18 protein-coding genes are annotated in these 18,411 nt (G+C 64.6%); 4 read left to right on the forward strand and 14 right to left on the reverse strand.

Translation table 11 applies throughout. The annotated features are described in order from the left end of the window. Positions 1 to 84: 84 nt before the first annotated feature. From WHT83_RS03295 to WHT83_RS03305, 3 genes are all read right to left on the reverse strand, one after another. A complete protein-coding gene (locus WHT83_RS03295) occupies positions 85 to 1,467 on the reverse strand; it encodes an ammonium transporter (protein ID WP_108609651.1) in 1,383 nt (460 codons plus the stop codon). A gap of 30 nt (positions 1,468 to 1,497) precedes the next feature. Next, positions 1,498 to 1,836, reverse strand: coding sequence for a P-II family nitrogen regulator (locus tag WHT83_RS03300; RefSeq protein WP_055975214.1), 339 nt, complete (start codon positions 1,834 to 1,836; stop codon positions 1,498 to 1,500). Between the two features lie 221 nt (positions 1,837 to 2,057). Then, complete coding sequence (locus tag WHT83_RS03305) at positions 2,058 to 2,930, reverse strand: acyl-CoA thioesterase (RefSeq protein WP_406872960.1); 873 nt, start codon at positions 2,928 to 2,930, stop codon at positions 2,058 to 2,060. A gap of 92 nt (positions 2,931 to 3,022) precedes the next feature. Between WHT83_RS03305 and WHT83_RS03310 the strand changes: the two genes are divergently transcribed. Both WHT83_RS03310 and WHT83_RS03315 read left to right on the forward strand, forming a co-directional pair. Beyond that, a complete protein-coding gene (locus WHT83_RS03310; protein ID WP_406872961.1) occupies positions 3,023 to 4,282 on the forward strand; it encodes a ubiquinone biosynthesis hydroxylase in 1,260 nt (419 codons plus the stop codon). Positions 4,283 to 4,956: 674 nt separating this feature from the next. Then, positions 4,957 to 5,382, forward strand: coding sequence for an OsmC family protein (locus WHT83_RS03315; protein WP_406872962.1), 426 nt, complete (start codon positions 4,957 to 4,959; stop codon positions 5,380 to 5,382). A gap of 33 nt (positions 5,383 to 5,415) precedes the next feature. Here WHT83_RS03315 and WHT83_RS03320 read toward each other — a convergent pair whose 3' ends face one another. Further along, complete coding sequence (locus WHT83_RS03320; protein WP_406872963.1) at positions 5,416 to 6,387, reverse strand: AraC family transcriptional regulator; 972 nt, start codon at positions 6,385 to 6,387, stop codon at positions 5,416 to 5,418. 579 nt (positions 6,388 to 6,966) lie between these two features. On the opposite strand from WHT83_RS03320, the gene WHT83_RS03325 reads away from it, so the two are divergent. After that, positions 6,967 to 8,085 carry a Glu/Leu/Phe/Val family dehydrogenase gene (locus tag WHT83_RS03325; protein ID WP_406872964.1) on the forward strand — a complete coding sequence of 373 codons (1,119 nt, stop codon included), beginning with the start codon at positions 6,967 to 6,969 and terminating at the stop codon, positions 8,083 to 8,085. A gap of 118 nt (positions 8,086 to 8,203) precedes the next feature. On the opposite strand, the gene WHT83_RS03330 is transcribed toward WHT83_RS03325, so the two are convergent. The 7 genes from WHT83_RS03330 to sdhC form a co-directional block, all read right to left on the reverse strand. Then, complete coding sequence (locus tag WHT83_RS03330) at positions 8,204 to 8,842, reverse strand: YceH family protein (RefSeq protein ID WP_183263506.1); 639 nt, start codon at positions 8,840 to 8,842, stop codon at positions 8,204 to 8,206. Between the two features lie 36 nt (positions 8,843 to 8,878). Continuing rightward, the gene (locus tag WHT83_RS03335) at positions 8,879 to 9,886 is read right to left on the reverse strand and encodes a glycosyltransferase family 4 protein (protein ID WP_406872965.1); all 1,008 of its coding nucleotides are present in this window, start codon (positions 9,884 to 9,886) and stop codon (positions 8,879 to 8,881) included. A gap of 145 nt (positions 9,887 to 10,031) precedes the next feature. After that, complete coding sequence (locus WHT83_RS03340; RefSeq protein ID WP_108609649.1) at positions 10,032 to 10,811, reverse strand: succinate dehydrogenase iron-sulfur subunit; 780 nt, start codon at positions 10,809 to 10,811, stop codon at positions 10,032 to 10,034. Between the two features lie 10 nt (positions 10,812 to 10,821). Then, complete coding sequence (locus WHT83_RS03345; RefSeq protein ID WP_406872966.1) at positions 10,822 to 11,265, reverse strand: DUF3052 family protein; 444 nt, start codon at positions 11,263 to 11,265, stop codon at positions 10,822 to 10,824. A gap of 3 nt (positions 11,266 to 11,268) precedes the next feature. Then, entirely contained in the window at positions 11,269 to 13,104 is a 1,836-nt protein-coding gene (gene sdhA / locus WHT83_RS03350) for a succinate dehydrogenase flavoprotein subunit (protein WP_183263444.1), read from the reverse strand. A gap of 4 nt (positions 13,105 to 13,108) precedes the next feature. Continuing rightward, positions 13,109 to 13,507, reverse strand: a complete 399-nt coding sequence (gene sdhD, locus WHT83_RS03355; RefSeq protein ID WP_108606305.1) for a succinate dehydrogenase, hydrophobic membrane anchor protein — start codon at positions 13,505 to 13,507, stop codon at positions 13,109 to 13,111. Between the two features lies 1 nt (position 13,508). Next, complete coding sequence (sdhC, locus tag WHT83_RS03360) at positions 13,509 to 13,925, reverse strand: succinate dehydrogenase, cytochrome b556 subunit (RefSeq protein WP_406872967.1); 417 nt, start codon at positions 13,923 to 13,925, stop codon at positions 13,509 to 13,511. A gap of 412 nt (positions 13,926 to 14,337) precedes the next feature. Here sdhC and WHT83_RS03365 point away from each other — a divergent pair, with 412 nt between their 5' ends. Then, on the forward strand, positions 14,338 to 14,694 hold the full coding sequence (locus WHT83_RS03365; protein WP_108606304.1) for a hypothetical protein: 357 nt from the start codon (positions 14,338 to 14,340) through the stop codon (positions 14,692 to 14,694). Between the two features lie 6 nt (positions 14,695 to 14,700). Here WHT83_RS03365 and WHT83_RS03370 read toward each other — a convergent pair whose 3' ends face one another. The 3 genes from WHT83_RS03370 to WHT83_RS03380 all read right to left on the reverse strand — a co-directional run bounded on the left by WHT83_RS03370 (position 14,701) and on the right by WHT83_RS03380 (position 18,392). Beyond that, a complete protein-coding gene (locus WHT83_RS03370; protein WP_406872968.1) occupies positions 14,701 to 15,912 on the reverse strand; it encodes a diguanylate cyclase in 1,212 nt (403 codons plus the stop codon). 166 nt (positions 15,913 to 16,078) lie between these two features. Beyond that, positions 16,079 to 17,488: a 3-isopropylmalate dehydratase large subunit gene (gene leuC, locus WHT83_RS03375; RefSeq protein WP_108606302.1), complete on the reverse strand. Its 1,410-nt coding sequence runs from the start codon at positions 17,486 to 17,488 to the stop codon at positions 16,079 to 16,081. Between the two features lie 355 nt (positions 17,489 to 17,843). Then, positions 17,844 to 18,392, reverse strand: a complete 549-nt coding sequence (locus WHT83_RS03380; protein WP_406872969.1) for an MgtC/SapB family protein — start codon at positions 18,390 to 18,392, stop codon at positions 17,844 to 17,846. Positions 18,393 to 18,411 lie beyond the last annotated feature (19 nt).

The raw sequence follows: 18,411 nt of genomic DNA on the forward strand, positions 1-18,411 counted from the left end.
CCCAAGGCGTGGGCGCTTTTCGGGCGGCCACGACGGGATAGGGAGGATGCGGCGGCGAGTTTTTCGATCCGCCGCCGGCCGGAATTACGTGTGGTAGGCCACTTCGCCATGCGAGGTCAGGTCGAGGCCTTGGCGTTCAGCTTCGACGGTCGGGCGCAGTCCGATCAGCAGATCGACCAGCTTGTAGAGCACCAGCGAACCGACGCCGCACCAGATCACCGTCACCGACACGGCGAGGAACTGCGTCCAGACCTGGCCGGCGACCGACATGTCGCCATAGCCGATGCCACCGAGCGACTCGGCATTGAAGATGCCGGTGCCGATCGCGCCGACGATGCCGCCGACGCCGTGGATGCCGAACACGTCGAGCGAGTCGTCATAGCCGAGCTTGATCTTCACCACCGCCACGAAGAAGTAGCAGATGGCCGAGGCGATGGCGCCGAGCACGATGGCGCCAACCGGACCGACGAAGCCGGCAGCCGGCGTCACTGCAACAAGGCCCGCGACCATGCCGGAGGCCGCGCCCAGCATCGAAGCCTTGCCGCGTGCGACCACTTCGATGATCACCCAGGCAAGGATCGCGCCGGCGGTGGCGGTGAAGGTGTTGATCATGGCGAGTGCTGCACCGCCATTGGCTTCGAGGTTCGAGCCGGCATTGAAGCCGAACCAGCCGACCCACAGGATCGAGGCGCCGACCATGGTCAGCGTCATCGAGTGCGGCGCCATGTTGTCCTTGCCGTAGCCGGTGCGCTTGCCGACGAGCAGGGCGCCGACCAGCGCGGCGATGCCGGCATTGATGTGCACGACCGTGCCGCCGGCAAAATCAAGCGCGCCCCAGCCATAGATCAGGCCGTCCGAATCCCACACCATGTGGGCGATCGGGAAGTAGACGAAGGTCACCCACAGTGCCACGAACAGCAGCACCGCCGGGAACTTGATGCGCTCGGCGAACGAGCCGACGATCAGCGCCGGGGTGATGCAGGCGAAAGTCATCTGGAAGACGATGAACACATATTCGGGAATGACCACGCCCTTGGTGAAGGTCGCGGCCATGCTTTCCGGCGTCACGCCGGCAAGGAAGGCCTTGCCGAGACCGCCCCAGTAGGGGCTCGGCGCGTCGCCGAAGGCCATCGAGTAGCCCCAGAACGTCCAGATCACGATCACCAGCGCCACGATCATCGTGCACTGCATCAGCACCGACAGCATGTTCTTGGCGCGCACCAGCCCGCCGTAGAACAGCGCCAGGCCCGGCAACGCCATGAACAGCACCAGCAGCGACGAGGTCAGCATCCAGGCGACGTCGCCCTTGTCCATGACATCAGCGGGTGCTGGGGCCGTCGCAGCGGCATCGGCTGCCGCGGGTGCGGTTTCCTGGGCGAAGGCCGCGACCGTTCCCAGGGCGGCGAGCGCGAGCGTGCCAAGCAAGGCCGAGCGCGCCGCCGTCTTCAATGAGGTTGGAATTTGCATTGAGGTCTCCATGAGAATTGGTTGGCCCGCTCAGAGCGCGTCGGTGTCGGTTTCGCCGGTACGGATGCGCACGGCCTGGTCAATGCCGAAGACGAAGATCTTGCCGTCGCCGATCTGGCCGGTCTTGGCGGCACCGGTGATCGCCTCGACCGCCTTGTCGACGAGGTCGGTGCTGACGGCGACTTCGATCTTGATCTTGGGCAGGAAGCTGACGGCATATTCGGCGCCGCGGTAGATCTCGGTGTGCCCCTTCTGGCGCCCGTAGCCTTTGACTTCGGTGACGGTCAGGCCCTGGATGCCGACATTGGTGAGCGCTTCGCGCACCTCGTCGAGCTTGAACGGCTTGATGATGGCCATCACGATTTTCATCAGGTTTCACCCCTTGCTGTTGCGGGTCCCCCGCGTTGCAGACGTCGCCAGCGGACCCGAAAGCCACCGGTGAGTGACCTACGCCATTCAAGCTCCGTGCCAGTTTGCATTGGCACAGGCTAAGCTATTGAGATTGAAGTGAAATGCCCCATGGCCATGCAGCATCCTTCGCAGGTGCAGCAATGCACCTGCTCACACAATGTGCATAAATTCTAAAATGCCTAGTTTGTAGGCTTGCTCCGCAGGCGGATCAGCCCTTCCTGCGCCACCGATGCGATCAGCGTGCCGTCCTGGGCGTAGAGCGCGCCGCGGGTGAAACCGCGCGAACCCGAGGTCGAAGGGCTGTCCTGGGTGTAGAGAAGCCAGCCGTCCAGCGCATGTTCGCGGTGGAACCACATGGCATGATCCAGGCTCGCCGCCTGGATGTCGGGATCGAAGATGCCGCGGCCATGGGCAAAGGTTGCCGTATCGAGCAGCGTCATGTCGGAAAGATAGGCAAGCACCGCCGCGCGCAGCGCCCGATCGTTGGGCACAGGGCCGGTCAGGCGCAGCCATACCTTCTGCAGCGGCGGCAGCTTGTCTCGGCTCGAATAGTGCTCGGCATAGACCGGACGGAGCTCCAGCGGCCGCTCCTTGGCCCAGAACAGCCGGATCTGCTCGGGCACATGCTTGGCTTCCTGCAGAAGCTCGCGCTGCGACCTCAGCTGCTCGGGCGGCGGCACGTCGAGCGGCATCGGCATCTGGTATTCGAGCCCCTCCTCTTCGACCTGGAACGATGCCTCGAGCGAAAAGATCGCGTGGCCGTGCTGGATCGCCACCACCCGCCGGGTGGTGAAGCTGCCGCCGTCGCGGATGCGGTCGACCTCGTAGACGATCGGCACGTTGATATCGCCCGGCCGCATGAAATAACCGTGCAGCGAATGCACATGCCGGTCGGCCGTCACCGTGCGCTGTGCCGCCACCAGCGCCTGGGCGATGGTCTGGCCGCCGAACACCCGTTGCCAGTGCGCCTGCGGGCTGCGACCACGATACAGGTTGTGTTCCAGCTTCTCGAGATTGAGAATGCTCAGAAGCTCTTGTATTCCGGCCGGCATGCTTTCCCCTTTTCGGGACGAAGTATCCCCGGTTTCCATCAGGAAGCCCCCGTCGAGTCAAGGCGGGAAGCCTAGCCGTAAAGGACGCCGCCATGGTCACGCGCGAAACTGACGACAAGAAATCGACGCAGCTCGACGTGCTGGTCGCAGGTGCCGGCTATGTCGGCCTGGCAACCGCCGTATCGATCAAGCAGGCCCGGCCCAATCTGCACGTCGCCATCGTCGACGCCGCACCTGCCGAGGTCTGGCGCAAGGACGGCCGTGCCTCGGCGATTGCCGCTGCCGCCTGCCGCATGCTCGACCAGCTCGGCTGCTGGGAAGAGATCGCGCCCGAGGCGCAGGCCATCACCGACATGGTCATCTCCGATTCGAAGAGCGCCGATCCAGTCCGCCCGGTTTTCCTCACCTTCGACGGCGAGGTCGGCTCCGGCGAACCTTTCGCCCACATGATCGAGAACAAGGTGCTCAATGGCGCGCTGCGCCGCCGCGCCACTGAGCTCGGCATCGACATCATCGAGGGCGTTGCCGTCGAGGCCTTCGAGGCGGGCATCGCAGGCGCCAAGGTCCATCTCGCCGATGGCGTCAGCATCGATACGCGCCTTCTCGTCGCCGCCGACGGCGTGAAATCCAGGCTGCGCGATATGGCCGGCATCAAGACCGTGCGCTGGGAATACGGCCAGTCCGGCATCGTCTGCACCGTCGCGCACGAACGCCCGCATGGCGGCCGTGCCGAAGAGCATTTCCTGCCCGCCGGCCCCTTCGCCACGCTGCCGCTCAAGCCGAAGGACGGCGTCAACCGCTCCTCCATCGTCTGGAACGAGCGCACCGAGGATGCCGAGAAGCTGGTCAACGGTGATCCGTTCGTCTTCGAGATCGAGCTTGAGCAGCGCTTCGGCCTGAAGCTCGGCGAGATCCGCGTCGAGGACAAGCCCCGCGCCTGGCCGCTCGGCCTGACCCTGGCGCGTGCCTTCGTCGCACCCCGCTTCGCCCTTGCCGGCGACGCCGCCCATGGCATCCACCCGATCGCCGGCCAGGGTCTCAATCTCGGCTTCAAGGATGCGGCAGCCCTCGCCGAAACCATCGTCGAGGCCGACAGGCTCGGCCAGGACATCGGCGCGCTCGACGTGCTCGAACGTTACGAGCAATGGCGCCGCTTCGACACCGTGCGCATGGGCGTCACCACCGACGTGCTCAACCGGCTGTTCTCCAACGACATCGCCCCCGTCCGCGCCCTCCGCGACATCGGCCTTGGGCTGGTCGACCGCGTGCCGCGCCTGAAGGAGTATTTCATCCGCCAGGCGTCCGGCCTGACGGGCGAAACGCCGCGGCTGCTCAAGGGCGATGCGATCTAGGGACGGGTCTGTTCCACCTCTGCCCGGAGGTCTGCCAATCGTGGAGCTCTGCCACTCGCAACACCGGTGGTCTCTGTCACTCGCAACACCAGAGGTCTCTGCCAATCGCAGCACCTGAGATTGGCGGAGGCGCCTCCGCATCCGTCATCCTCGACCTCGTGAGCGAGCGAAGCGAGCGGAGAGTGTCGGGGATCCATGCCGTGACGCCGGCAATGCCAGAACCGGTCCAGAACTCGTTCCTCCACCTCCGCAAGTCCAGTTGGTCGGTTGTGCGTCCTTCGACAAGCTCAGGATGAGGACCGTTGACGCTATATCTCTATCGTCAAATCTGTCGATTCTAACGCAGGCAGCACCGAACGTCGGCAGCACCGAGGGTCCTCATCCTGAGCTTGTCGAAGGACGCACTCCCAAGCAACCTCGCCTGGACACTGGCTTCCCGGAGCCGGCGCCAGCATCAGCGCCACCGCCCCGCACCCTGTCCCTGTCCCTGCCGAAGGGTGAGCCCGCCGGGCCGACCTCCAAGGACGAGCGCACAACAAGCAGACATTTTCGCAAGACAGTTTTTTCGCACGACGCTGCTTTCCTGACGTCGGAAAGCTGGCAGGCGCGTCAGCCAGCGCTATAGTCTCATCCGGCTGCCGAACCCGGCCCCGTCAGAAATCATGGAGAAAATCATGAACCACAGCGCCAACGCCGTCTGGAAAGGCAATCTGAAGGAAGGTTCGGGAACGCTCGACACCCAGAGCGGCGCGCTCAGGGGCCAGCCCTATTCCTTCAAGGCGCGCTTCGAGGATGAAACCGGCAGGTCCGGCACCAATCCCGAGGAGCTGATCGCCGCTGCCCACGCCGGCTGCTTTGCCATGCAGCTGTCGCACTTCCTTGCCGAGAACGGCACCCCCGCCGACAAGCTCGACGCCAAGGCGGTCGTCACCCTCGTCCCCGGCACCGGCATCACTGAAAGCGCGCTCACGCTTGTCGGCACCGTCCCCGGCATCGACGCCGCCAAGTTCCAGGAACTCGCCGCCAAGGCAAAGGAAGGCTGCCCCGTGTCCAAGGCACTCGGCGCCATCAAGGTCTCGCTCGACGCCAGGCTAGCCTGAGCCGCAAGGGCGCCGGGCGCTGGCTCGGCGCCCTCATGCCGCCAGCACCCCCGCACGTATGTCCGACGGCGTGACGCCGTAGCGCTTGCGGAACGCCCTGTTGAAATAGGACAGGTCGTTGAAGCCCGCCTCATAGGCGATGTCGATGATGCTGTGCCCGGCCCAAATCGGATCGGCCAGCATCCGGTGTGCCCGCATCAGCCTCTGCCCGAGCGCGAATGCCGTGAACGACAGCCCCTCGCCTTCGAACAGCTTCCTGACATAGCGCGCCGACAGCCTGTGCTCGGCGGCGACCGCCTCGGCCGAGAGCCCGTGCAGGTCGGCGCGCGCCGAAATATCGGCCTTGATCGCCGCCAGACGCGCAGCCCGCAGCCCGCGCCCCATCGCCACCTGCTCCGCCTCGCGCGTCGCCCCCAGCGTCAGCGCCGTCAGGTCCAGCAGATGGCTCGCCACCTTGCGCGCCATGTCGCCGGGCAAGGCATCGTCCAGTTGCTGCAGGGCGGTGGCATAGCTCAGCAGCAGGTGCATTGGTCCTTGGTCCACGGCGATCGGCCGCATCATCAGTTTGGATACGTCTCCAACCAGCGGCTGCAGCGCCTTCCGCTCGAAGCGCAGATTGACATAGGTGAAGCCTGGCCGCGTCACATTGGCGCCGGTCCGGCCGCCGGGCACGAACATTGCGCAGCCCGGCAACACGCTCTCTTCCTGCTTGCCGATCTGCATGTGGCTGCCGCCGGCGAGAGCGGCCAGCAGAATGATGTCGTCATTCTCGATCATCTCGGATTTGACGCCGACCTTGATCGGTGAGGCGGTGCCGGTAGCAATGCCTATCCCCGGCAGCAGCCTGACCCGCATGTCCATCTGGACCGGACTATCGTCGACGGGTTCGAGATCGGCCTTGAGGATCGTCTTGCCGTAGACCTCGCGCAGCACGGGCAACCTGTCCTCTACCGGCAGGTCCTCCGTCACGATGCGAAATGAAGTGAACTGTCCGTCAGCGGCCATCGACTCACCCAACTAGATACAACCCATACGCGAAGCTGCGCTTTGTAGTTCGCGTCAGACGATAGGTCAATCCAGGACCGCCCAGACCCGTCGCAGGTGCCGTCCCGTCCAAGAATATGCTGTGGCGCGTCTCTAGTTTGCCGCTCGCAAATCGAATTTGGTCCAGTCCAGCCACGGGGAAACGGGCATGCACCATCTTCAATTCTGGAAGACCTTGGCGGCCCTGGCCGCGGCGGGGTTCAACCCGCGCGCGTTTCTGGCGCCGATGGCATCGGGCAGCAAGCCGCCAAAGCCGGCCGAGCCGAAGCCGCCAAGGGAGCGAAACGAACGGAGGCGCTGAGGGCCGGGATCGTTCGGATGACAGGTCTGGCTGCATCGCAAGCAAGCTGGGGGCAGTAGCACTTGCGGCAGCACAGCGGCCGGGCGTCGGGTGGGCAGACCCGGCGTCCGGCCATTTTTTCGTTTGTTGCGCGGCAGACCGGACGAGCGCAATGCGCGGTCGCGGCGCGCCCCGTCTTCGAAACCAAAAATCGCCTGAAATGTTTACCCTCCAGGGATCAGCCTACCGGGAGGACCCTCATGCTGAATGTCCTGGAACCGCGCCACCAGAAGCTTGCCGGCGCAACCACGCTCGAAATCACCGACATCACCGCAGACGTCGCCCATCTCGACGGCTTCGACCATCACGAGCAGGTCTGGCTCGGCCGCGACACGGCGCGCGGACTGACCGCCATCGTTTCGATCCACACCACCGTGCTCGGCCCCGCCCTCGGCGGCACCCGCATCTGGCCGCACATCAGCTTCGAGGCTGGCGTCATCGACGCGCTTCGGCTGTCGCGCGGCATGACCTTCAAGTCGGCTATCGCCGGCCTGCCGCTCGGCGGCGGCAAGGCGGTCATCATCGCCGACGCCAAGAAGGACAAGACGCCGGCCATGCTCGAGGCCTATGCCGAGATGCTCAACACGCTCGCCGGCCAGTACATCACCGCCGAGGATGTCGGCATGACGCTCGCCGACGCCGACTTCCTCGCCGAGCGTGCGGCCAATGTCAGCGGCACCACCAAGGGCGGCAGCGGCAACCCCTCGCCCTTCACCGCCCAGGGCACCTTTGTCGGCCTCAAGGCCGCACTCCGCCACCGCACCGGCAGCGACAATCTCTCTGGCGTCCGCGTGGCCGTCCAGGGCCTCGGCTCGGTCGGTTGGTCGCTGTGCGAAAAGCTCCAGGCCGAGGGTGCGGTGCTCACCGTCTCCGACCTCGATGCGGCCCGCACCGCCCGCGCCGCCGAAAAGTTCGGCGCAACCGTCGTTTCCGGCGATGCCATCCTCTCGGCCGACGTCGACATCTTCGCGCCCTGCGCATTGGGCGGCATCCTGTCCGCCGAGACGATCCCGCAGCTCAAGGCAAAGATCGTCGCCGGTGCCGCCAACAACCAGCTTGCCACGGCCGAAGACGGCATGCGCCTGGTCGAGCGCGGCATCCTCTATGCCCCCGACTACGTCATCAACGCCGGCGGCGTCATCAACGTCGCCGCCGAAATGGCCGAGGGCGGCTACAGCGTCGAGGCGGTTTCGCCGCGCGTCGAAAAGATCGCCGACACGCTGACCGCCATCTTCCAGCGCGCCGACCGCGAAGGCCGCACCACCGATGCGGTCGCTGAAGTCATGGCCCGCGAGATCGTCGAAGCGGCAAGGAAGTAGGCGCGGCCTTTCCTTCTCCCCTTTGTGGAAGAAGGAAAGGCGCGCCGCGCTGTACCAAAAACAAAAACGGCCCAGCTGCTTCCACAACCGGGCCGTTTTCAATCTGTCCGCCACGCGCCTATCCGCCGACAGCGTCGAGCCGTGCCTTGAGCGCCGCCACTTCCTCTTCCAGAAGGCGGACGCGTTCCTCGAGCTCCGAAACAACGGGCGCGGCGGCGCTCGGTGCCCGGCTTGTCGTGACAACCGCAGCGTCGACATCGCCGGACAACAGATGCGCGAAACGATCCTCGCGTTGGCCGGGTGCGCGACCGATCTCCTTGACCAGCGCCGGCCTGCGGCCGATCAGCATATCGAGTTCGCTACGCACGGCGTCGGCATCGGCGAAGTTCGCCATGCGCTCGGCGCGGGCGAGCAATTCGTAGACGGTCTGCGGTCCGCGCAGCAGAAGCAGGCCGATCAGAGCGCTCTGGTTGCGCGTCAGCGAGAATTTCTGCGCCATCTGATGTTCGTAGCGCTCGACGCGCGAGGCGAATTGCCGGCCCGCCAGCCCCTTCGCCTGCAACGTGCCGAGCGCCCGGGTGATGTCGACCATCTCCAGGGCCATGACCGGCTCGCGCGACGTCTTCTGGTTGGCCGCGGCAACCAGCGCGTTCGACGTCATCGGATAGACGTCAGGCGTCAGTTCCTTCTTCTCGATCAGGCAGCCGAGCACGCGTGCTTCGGCCGCGGTGAGGTGGGGTAGATCCATGTCCGTCATGTCAGCCACTATCGCCTCATATCCGCAGTTCGACCATCATCTTCTCGATTTCGGCTGGCGCGACGCCACGGGCGCAACCAAAAGCCGATCGACGAAACCGGGCGCGCCGCTCCTGAGCAGATTGGCGTAGAGGTGGTAGCAGTTGAGCCCTATCGCTTCCGGAGAAAAGCTGGTCGCGATCCGCTCGCGCGCAGCCAGCCCCATGGCCTTCCGGCGCTCTACATCGCCGGCAAGCAGCTTGAGCGCACCGCTCCAGGCATCCGGATCGTAAGGCAACCCGAACCCCGATACACCTTGCTCTATGATCTCGGCGGTCCCACCGAAGTTCATCGTCAGCACCGGCACACCTGCGGCCATCGCCTCGGCTGGCGCCAAGCCGAACGATTCGCCCGGCAGACGGGACGGGGTGACGAAGATGTCGAAGGCAGCCATCATGTCTCTGGCGCCAGGTATTTTGCCAAGCAGTCGCAGCCGGTCACCGCCAGCCTGCCTGATCCGCTCAAGCTCCGTTTCACTTCCGCTTCCCACCACCGCAAACACAAATGGCGGCCCCAAGCGTCGGACAACATCGGCGACGAAGGCAAGGTTCTTGATGGGCCGTATCCAGCACACCGTGCCGACGACGATCTCATCCGCCGCGAAGCCGTATCTGGCCCGTAGTACAGCGCGTTCGGTTTCCCCCAAATCAGGGGACGGTGCAATTGCATGGGGCAAAACATCGCAACGCCCAGACCCGATGGCCCGCCGAAGCAAGGGCCTGCCCATCCAGTTGTTGACGTGCGCCTTGGACGGCACCAGCAGGCGGGTAATGCGCCGGTTGAAATAGGTCATCCAATCGAACGGGCTGAGGAGGTTGAGGCCTTCGATCGCACCGTGGGAGAACACCACAGGCATTTCCGGCATACCGCGCAGTGCCAGCATGACGGGAAGCGCCACGGTGCGCCCCTGCCCGATGTGGATGATGTCAGGCGAGAAGTCTTCGATTGCCCGCTTGATGGAACGAACCATGGAGGCGCTCGGCAGATAGCGATGAACCTTGTTCATCGTCCGATTCCGGCTGCCGACCCCGCGCAATTCCTGGATCGGAAGGACACGTATGGACACGCCCATTCCTTCCAGGATTGGCGCGATGGGCGTGTCTAGGTGGTAGGTACCCTCGGTTAGGTAGAGAACGCGCATCGGGCGCGCCTCACACCCGCCGCTCCACCATCATCTTCTTGATCTCGGCGATCGCCTTGGCCGGGTTCAGCCCCTTCGGGCAGGTCTGGGCGCAGTTCATGATCGTGTGGCAGCGATACAGCCGGAACGGATCCTCGAGATTGTCGAGGCGCTCGCCCTTGGCTTCGTCGCGGCTGTCGATCAGCCAGCGATAGGCTTGCAGCAGCGTCGCTGGGCCGAGATAGCGGTCGCCGTTCCACCAGTAGCTCGGGCACGAGGTCGAGCAGCAGGCGCACAGGATGCACTCGTAGAGCCCGTCGAGCTTCTGGCGGTCCTCGTGGCTCTGCAGCCACTCCTTCGCCGGCTCCGGCGACACCGTCTTCAGCCACGGCTCGATCGAGCGATGCTGGGCGTAGAAATTGGTGAGGTCGGGCACCAGGTCCTTGACCACGGGCATGTGCGGCAGCGGGTAGATCTTCACAGCACCCGAAATGTCGTCGCAGCCCTTGGTGCAGGCCAGCGTGTTCGAGCCGTCGATGTTCATCGCGCAGGAGCCGCAGATGCCTTCGCGGCACGAGCGGCGCAAGGTCAGCGTCGGGTCGATGTTGTTCTTGATGTAGAGCAGGTGGTCCAGCACCATCGGGCCGCAATCGTCGACGTCGACGAAATACGTGTCCATGCTCGGATTCTCGCCATCGTCAGGCGACCAGCGGTAGATCCGGTACTCGCGCAGATTGGTCGCACCCTGCGGCTTCGGCCAGGTCTTGCCCTGCTTGATCTGCGAGTTCTTGGGGAGTGTTAGTTCGACCACGATCGGTTCCTCACAGCTTGGCGCGCAGTTCCTTGCGGATGACGAGCTTGAGCCCGCTCCACACGGTGTCCACGGCACAGACCTTGACGTCCACCAGCCCCTTGGGCAGCGCCACGTCGCGAATGACATCCTCGGTGATGTCGGTGGCGATCTTCGACGCCTTCTTGGGCCAGGAAATCCAGACCGCGCCATCAGGCGCGATCATCTTCTTGAATGTCCCGACATTGCCGTCGAGATCGGCACGTCGCCTGGTGAAGGCATGGACCACGTCGTGGCCCTCGCCTGCCTCATCGATCCCTGGCCAGTCGGTCAGCGTCTTCGCTGCAAACGCGCGCGACAAAGCCAGTTCGCCAAGTTCGTCCGGCAGGCCGACAAACACCACGCTCTGGCCGTCCTTGAGGCCGAGCTTCGCCGCAAGCGGCGTTGGCGAATATCCTGCCGCCGCCAGCGCCACGGCTCAGTACACCCGCGCCTTCGGCGCGATCTTTGCCAAGCTGATGCCGCCGTCTTCTTCCTTGAGCAGCGGCTCGGTGTGCACCGGCCGGTAGGTCAGCGTCACCTCGCCGTCCTCGGCGACATTTGCCAGCGTGTGCTTGCGCCAGTTGGCGTCGTCGCGGGCCGAGAAGTCCTCGCGGGCATGCGCGCCGCGGCTTTCCTTACGCGCTTCGGCGCCATAGACGGTGGCGATCGCGTTGGACATCAGGTTCTCAAGCTCCAGCGTCTCCACCAGGTCCGAGTTCCAGATCATCGAGCGGTCGAAGACCTTGATGTCCTTCATCTCGCCCCAGATCTGGGAGATGCGCTTGCAGCCCTGCTCCAGTGACTCCTGGGTGCGGAACACGGCAGCGTCTTCCTGCATCGCGCGCTGCATCTTCTCACGCAGCACCGCCGTCGGCGTGCCGCCATTGGCGTGACGCAGGCGGTCGAAGCGGTCCATGATCTTTTCGACCGAGGCCGCGTTCGGCGACGGGATCGGCGCGTTGCGGTCGACCACCTCCCCGGCGCGGATGGCTGCGGCGCGGCCGAACACCACCAGATCGATCAGCGAGTTGGAGCCGAGGCGGTTGGCCCCGTGCACCGAAGCGCAGCCAGCCTCGCCGACGGCCATCAGGCCGGGCGACACGCGGTCGGGGTTACCCGCGGTCGGGTTCAGCACCTCACCCCAGTAGTTGGTCGGGATGCCGCCCATGTTGTAGTGCACCGTAGGCAGCACCGGGATCGGCTCGCGGGTCACGTCGACGCCGGCGAAGATCTTCGCCGATTCCGAGATGCCGGGCAGCCGCTCGTGCAGCACGGCTGGATCGAGGTGATCGAGGTGCAGGAAGATGTGGTCCTTGTTCTTGCCGACGCCGCGACCGTCACGAATCTCCAGCGTCATGCAGCGCGAAACCACGTCGCGCGACGCCAGGTCCTTGGCCGACGGCGCGTAGCGCTCCATGAAGCGCTCGCCCTCGGCGTTGACGAGATAGCCGCCTTCGCCGCGAGCGCCTTCGGTGATCAGGCAGCCCGAACCGTAGATGCCGGTCGGGTGGAACTGCACGAACTCCATGTCCTGCAGCGGCAGGCCGGCACGCGATGCCATGCCGCCGCCGTCGCCGGTGCAGGTATGGGCCGACGTGGCGGAGAAATAGGCGCGGCCGTAGCCGCCGGTCGCCAACACAACCATCTTCGCCGAGAAGCGGTGGATGGTGCCGTCGTCGAGGTTCCAGGCCACGACGCCGGTGCAGGTGCCGTCCGGCTCCATGATCAGGTCGAGGGCGAAATACTCGATGAAGAACTGCGCGTTGTGCTTGAGCGACTGGCCGTAGAGCGTGTGCAGGATGGCGTGGCCGGTGCGGTCGGCAGCGGCGCATGTGCGCTGCACGGGCGGGCCGTCGCCGTAGTTCATCATGTGGCCGCCGAACGGGCGCTGGTAGATCTTGCCTTCTTCGGTGCGCGAGAACGGCACGCCGTAATGCTCGAGCTCGTAGACTGCGGCCGGCGCTTCGCGCACCAGGTATTCCATGGCGTCCATGTCGCCGAGCCAGTCCGAGCCCTTGACGGTGTCGTACATGTGCCACTGCCAGGAGTCGGGCCCCATGTTCTGCAGCGAGGCGGCGATGCCGCCCTGCGCCGCAACGGTGTGCGAGCGGGTCGGGAACACCTTGGTGATGCAGGCTGTCTTCAGCCCCTGCTCGGCCATGCCGAGCGTGGCGCGCAGGCCCGCACCGCCGGCGCCGACAACGACGACGTCGAACTTGTGATCGACGAATGTGTAGGCGGATGCTCCGCTGGTCTTGCCGTCCTTGGCCACCGTATCAGCCTCCAAATGCCAGTTTGAGCAGGGCGAAGAGCGAGGCCACGCCGACCGCTACGGTAAAGAAAGTATTGAGCATGATGAGGATCACCTTGAGGCCCTCGCCATGGATGTAGTCCTCGATCACGACCTGCATGCCGAGGCGCATGTGGTAGAGGCCCGAGAGCAGCATCAGCGCCAGCACCAGCGACACGAACGGGTTGGCGAGCGAGGCGCGCACGGTCGCGAAGTCGGCGCCGTTCAGCACGATCAAAAGGCCGACGAAGAACAGCATCAGCGGAATGTTGGCGACCGCCGTCAGGCGCTGGCGCCAGAAATGCTCGGTGCCTTCGCGGGCGGAGCCGAGGCCGCGAACCTTGCCGAGCGGGGTGCGCATGTCGTGATTGTTGCTGCCGCTCATGTCAGGCACCCCGAACCATGTAGCCGACGATCCAGACCAGCGCCGTCAGCACCACCGATGCAGCCAGCGATGCCCAGGCGATCTTTGATGCCGTGTGTTTTTCGAGCCCGGCACCCGTGTCCCAGACCAAGTGGCGGATGCCGCCCAGCATGTGCAGCATCAATGCCCAGGTGTAACCAAGCAGCACCAGCTGCCCGATCCAGCTGCCATAGACCCAGCTGACGAAATCGAAATAGTGCTGCGAGGTCGCCGCCGCGATCAGCCACCAGGCAACCAGGAGCGTGCCGAAATAGAGCGCGCCGCCGGTGATGCGGTGCAGGATCGACGTCGTCATGGTGATCGGCGAGCGATAGACGGACAGATGCGGCGACAATGGCCGCGCACGCGATGTGGCTTGGGTTGCTTGTGATTTGCTCATGGCTCCCCCGGTCTGCATCCGAGCGTGGCTATGTTTGAATACGGCGCCGTCGCACCGTTTTGCGACGTCGGACTGCGCGCTTTCTAATGTGCTTTTTGCACCGCGTCAAAGTCGGAAAACCGTTCAGGCGCACCTATTTAGTCGCATCACGGCTTCAATCGATTGAACGCCGATCGCAGCTACCCGCTTGGGTAAGCAGCGGGCGGACGAAGCCGGCACGATCGGTAGCTGACGTATCCCCCATTGGCGCAAACGCGGGCCTACCCGTCCGTTGACTGGGAGCGGTGCCGGGTTGCATTCGGCCAAAATTAACCATGCTCGTTAATCAGCGCTGCCCGGGCTCTTAACAAAGATTAAGAAAAGGTTAAGCTTCGAATCGAAACCTCGCGCCGCAAACCATGGAGATTGCGCGATGCGCCTCCCACTGGCTTTCATCGGAACTGCGTCCCTCGCACTCGCGGCGACGATCGCCTTGGCAACACCTGCCGCTTCCGGCGGCTGGGACCATGACCGCGTCTATGCCGATTCCTTCGGCAATCTCGTGGTCGACAGCGCCGCCGGCTACAAGCGCATCGTCGTCGGCCAGGGCCATTCGGCCCGCAAGCTGGCCGAATACACCCGCTCCGCCACGCCGAAGGTCGTCTACCTCGACGAGGGGCAGCGTGCCACGCGCCATTGCTACCGTCCACCGATGCTGCTCAAGGGCCGCAGCTACATGTACGGCTTCTCCGAGGGAGAGATCCCCCAGCCCGGCCTGCGCTGCTACTGATTTGGGTCAGGACTTGCTGCCGAAGGGCACCACGTTCGTCTCGGCCTGCATCTCGACGACGCTGCCAGGCGCCACCCGCACGCAGTCGCGCCCGTCCTTCTTGGCTTCGTAGAGCGCTGCGTCCGCGCGGCGCATCAGCTGGTCGATCAACTCGCCGCCCACCAGTTCGGCAACACCGAAGCTCGCGGTAAACCGCTGGTTCGACGGCAGTCCTTCGATCGGCAGGGCCGAAAACGCGCTGCGTGCACCCTCGGCGAACAGCCGCGCCGCAGCCAGATGCGTGCCGGGCAGGATGATGGCGAATTCCTCGCCGCCGATGCGCCCCGCTATGTGGTGGCCCACCTTGGATTCATGGATGAAGCGCGCGAACGTCTCGATGACCCGGTCACCGGACAAGTGGCCATAGGTGTCATTGATCGACTTGAAATGGTCCAGGTCGGAAATCACCAGCGTCACCGGCAGGCCCTGGCGCTCTGCCTCGCGCAGCGCAATCGCAGCCTGGCGTTGGAACCCACCACGGTTGAGCAGGCCCGACAGCGCGTCCGTCTCCGACTTCTGTGTTGCGTCAGCAAGGATGTCGCGCACCAGGATCACCAGCAGCATCAGCGCGATGGACAGCGCGAACACCGTGCCCAGCGCCTGCGAGATCATCGCATAGGTGCTCTGCAGATACTGATGCGGATCGGAGCCGGAGCCGACGGCAAGCGCCAAGTAGGGCTTCGAGAAGAACTGCAGCGCACTCGTCAGGAGCACGCCGGTCAGGGCGTAGTCGAACTGGCTGAGCTTGTCCCGCGACCTGAGCACGATCGCTGCACCCATCGCCTGCACCGCGGCGTAGGGCGTCTGGAACGTCATCATCCTGAGCAGCGAGTCGCGCGGCAGTCCCTGGGTGAAATAGACTGCAGCGGTGGCCAGCACCAGGAACACCAGCATGGTGCGCCATGGCGGCGCCACCTCGTAGCGGCGCGCCAGCCCGACATTCATGATGATCAGCGTGGCCAGGAAGGCAGCAAAATTGGCGGTGACGATGGGCCGCGTGTTCTCGAACCACGGGATCGAGAATTCCGTGCCGATATAGAGCAGGCCGGTCAGGTAGCAGAGCGCGAACCAGCGCGCTGAAACGCGCTTGGAGTCATAGATCGAGATCGCCATGAACGCCGCCGCCAGCAGGCCGGCAACGAACACATTGATCGTGAGAATGAACCCTGCACCGCTCATCGTCTGACGTCGTCTCCCACGGCCGGATCAAACCATATCCGAGAGAAAAAGACGTTAACGTGACCTCGCGGAAGCAGGACCTTTTCGACATCCTCAACAAATGGAAAAGGCGGCGGACTCGCGCCCACCGCCCTGTGTTCGATACGCCGGATTGACCGGCGTCTGGTCAGTGCCAGTCGCGAATGTCGACGAAATGGCCGGCGATCGCCGCCGCTGCGGCCATGGCCGGCGACACCAGATGGGTGCGGCCCTTGAAGCCCTGGCGGCCCTCGAAGTTGCGGTTCGAGGTCGAAGCGCAGCGCTCATGCGGCTTGAGGCGGTCGTCGTTCATCGCCAGGCACATCGAGCAGCCCGGCTCGCGCCAGTCGAAGCCAGCGGCGACGAAGATCTTGTCCAGGCCCTCTGCTTCCGCCTGCTCCTTGACCAGGCCGGAGCCCGGCACGATCATGGCGCTGACGGTCGAGGCGACCTTGCGGCCTTCGACCACCTTGGCCACCGCGCGCAGGTCCTCGATGCGGCCATTGGTGCACGAACCGATGAACACGCGGTCGATGGCGATGTCGGTGATCTTGGTGCCGGCGGACAGGCCCATATAGTCGAGCGCGCGCTTCTTGGAGTTGCGCTTGTTCTCGTCCTCGATCACTTCGGCATCCGGCACCACGCCGGTGACGGCGACGACGTCCTCGGGCGACGAGCCCCAGGTGACGATGGGCGGCAGCTTGGCTGCGTCGAGCACCACAACCTTGTCGAAATGCGCACCTTCGTCGGTGTGCAGCGTCTTCCAGTACTCCAGCGCCATATCGAACGCCTTGCCTTTCGGCGCGCGCGGCTTGTCCTGGACGTAGGCATAGGTCTTTTCGTCGGGCGCGATCAGGCCGGCGCGGGCACCGCCCTCGATCGACATGTTGCAGATCGTCATGCGGCCTTCCATCGACAGCGCGCGGATCGCTTCGCCTGCATATTCGATGACGTAGCCGGTGCCGCCTGCCGTGCCGATCTCGCCGATGATGGCGAGCACGATGTCCTTGGCGGTGACGCCTTCCGGCAACTGGCCGTCGACACGCACCAGCATGTTCTTTGCCTTCTTCTGGATCAGCGTCTGGGTCGCCAGCACGTGCTCCACTTCCGACGTGCCGATACCGTGGGCCAAAGCGCCGAATGCACCATGCGTCGAGGTGTGGCTGTCGCCGCAGACGATGGTCATGCCCGGCAGGGTAAAGCCCTGCTCGGGGCCGACGATGTGGACGATGCCCTGGCGCTTGTCGTTCTCGGAGTAATACTCCACGCCGAAGTCGGCCGAGTTCTTGGCCAGCGCCTCGACCTGGATGCGGCTCTCCTCGTTCTTGATGCCGTTCTTGCGGTCCGGCGAGGTCGGCACGTTGTGGTCGACCACGGCCAGCGTCTTTTCGGGATGACGCACGGTGCGGCCGGTCATGCGCAGGCCTTCGAAGGCCTGCGGGCTGGTCACTTCGTGCACGAGGTGGCGGTCGATATAGAGCAGGCAGGTGCCGTCGTCCTGGCGGTCGACAACGTGGTCGTCGAATATCTTGTCGTAGAGGGTACGCGGTGCGCTCATGATCTTGGATCCGTCGATGGCAACAATTGAAAATGGCCGGCCAAAATGCCGGAAGGAGCCCGTCGGCTCAGGGAAGTCGGCAGCTTAGGGCGCCGGAAATCCGGGCAAAGAATCGGGCGGGCAGGCGCTTGTGGTCCTGCAGCACGAAACCTTTATAGGCCGGATCTCCAAAGAGCTCTTCCATGGCCTGCTCATATCAATCTTTTCGGCCCCCGGCAATTGCGATGGCGTCACCCTTCGTCATGGCCGCTCATGCGTCCGGAACATGGTCCAAAATGTGGGACCGGTTCTCGAAATTGCAACATGCTCGGCTAGGCATATGGAGCTCTCGCTCCGGCCGAAGGATGCAACAGCGCTACGGACGTCTGGCCTTCACCTGCGCCTTGCGCGCCACAGGCTTTTCGTCCCGCTTGTCCTCGCTCAGGTCGAACTTCACCTCGATCGTGTGCATCAGGCCCAGGACGACAAGGACCAGCAACGTGCCGAAGCCGGCGATCTGCCAGAAGCCGAGCCCGGCGGCGAGGCCGATAGCCCCCGCCAGCCACATGCCGGCTCCGGTCGTAAGACCCTGGATCTCGCCTCGGGCGAACAGGATGGTGCCTGCGGCAAGGAAGGCGACGCCTGCCGTCACCGCCTCGACCGCCCGGATCGGATCGACCTTGACCATCTCCTTCATCCCGTCGGCCGTAAACATCGGCGCATGGACGATCTCGATGGTCAGGATGCCAAAGGTCGCCGCGGCAACGCAAACCAGCACATGAGTGCGCAGGCCCGCCGGCCGGTTGCGCCATTCGCGCTCGAAGCCGATGACCGCGCCGAAGATCGTCGCCAGCAAGAGCCTTGCTACGATGACCGGAAACGAGGTGTAGGTCGGATGGCCGAATTCCTCGACGAGTTGTTCCATGGGACCCTCATGCTGGTTC

The sequence above is a fragment of the Aminobacter sp. P9b genome, from assembly GCF_045345995.1.
In the GTDB taxonomy this organism is placed as follows: domain Bacteria; phylum Pseudomonadota; class Alphaproteobacteria; order Rhizobiales; family Rhizobiaceae; genus Aminobacter; species Aminobacter niigataensis.

Bases quoted from the DNA above. Each gene is read 5' to 3' on its own strand.
- leuC (WP_108606302.1), bottom strand. From the start codon at position 17,488: ATGAGCGCACCGCGTACCCTCTACGACAAGATATTCGACGACCACGTT.
- WHT83_RS03380 (WP_406872969.1), bottom strand. From the start codon at position 18,392: ATGGAACAACTCGTCGAGGAATTCGGCCATCCGACCTACACCTCGTTT.
- WHT83_RS03300 (WP_055975214.1), bottom strand. From the start codon at position 1,836: ATGAAAATCGTGATGGCCATCATCAAGCCGTTCAAGCTCGACGAGGTG.
- WHT83_RS03335 (WP_406872965.1), bottom strand. From the start codon at position 9,886: ATGAACAAGGTTCATCGCTATCTGCCGAGCGCCTCCATGGTTCGTTCC.
- sdhD (WP_108606305.1), bottom strand. From the start codon at position 13,507: ATGAGCGGCAGCAACAATCACGACATGCGCACCCCGCTCGGCAAGGTT.
- WHT83_RS03365 (WP_108606304.1), top strand. From the start codon at position 14,338: ATGCGCCTCCCACTGGCTTTCATCGGAACTGCGTCCCTCGCACTCGCG.
- WHT83_RS03370 (WP_406872968.1), bottom strand. From the start codon at position 15,912: ATGAGCGGTGCAGGGTTCATTCTCACGATCAATGTGTTCGTTGCCGGC.
- WHT83_RS03330 (WP_183263506.1), bottom strand. From the start codon at position 8,842: ATGACGGACATGGATCTACCCCACCTCACCGCGGCCGAAGCACGCGTG.
- sdhC (WP_406872967.1), bottom strand. From the start codon at position 13,925: ATGAGCAAATCACAAGCAACCCAAGCCACATCGCGTGCGCGGCCATTG.
- WHT83_RS03325 (WP_406872964.1), top strand. From the start codon at position 6,967: ATGCTGAATGTCCTGGAACCGCGCCACCAGAAGCTTGCCGGCGCAACC.
- WHT83_RS03305 (WP_406872960.1), bottom strand. From the start codon at position 2,930: ATGCCGGCCGGAATACAAGAGCTTCTGAGCATTCTCAATCTCGAGAAG.
- WHT83_RS03315 (WP_406872962.1), top strand. From the start codon at position 4,957: ATGAACCACAGCGCCAACGCCGTCTGGAAAGGCAATCTGAAGGAAGGT.
- WHT83_RS03320 (WP_406872963.1), bottom strand. From the start codon at position 6,387: ATGGCCGCTGACGGACAGTTCACTTCATTTCGCATCGTGACGGAGGAC.
- WHT83_RS03295 (WP_108609651.1), bottom strand. From the start codon at position 1,467: ATGCAAATTCCAACCTCATTGAAGACGGCGGCGCGCTCGGCCTTGCTT.
- WHT83_RS03310 (WP_406872961.1), top strand. From the start codon at position 3,023: ATGGTCACGCGCGAAACTGACGACAAGAAATCGACGCAGCTCGACGTG.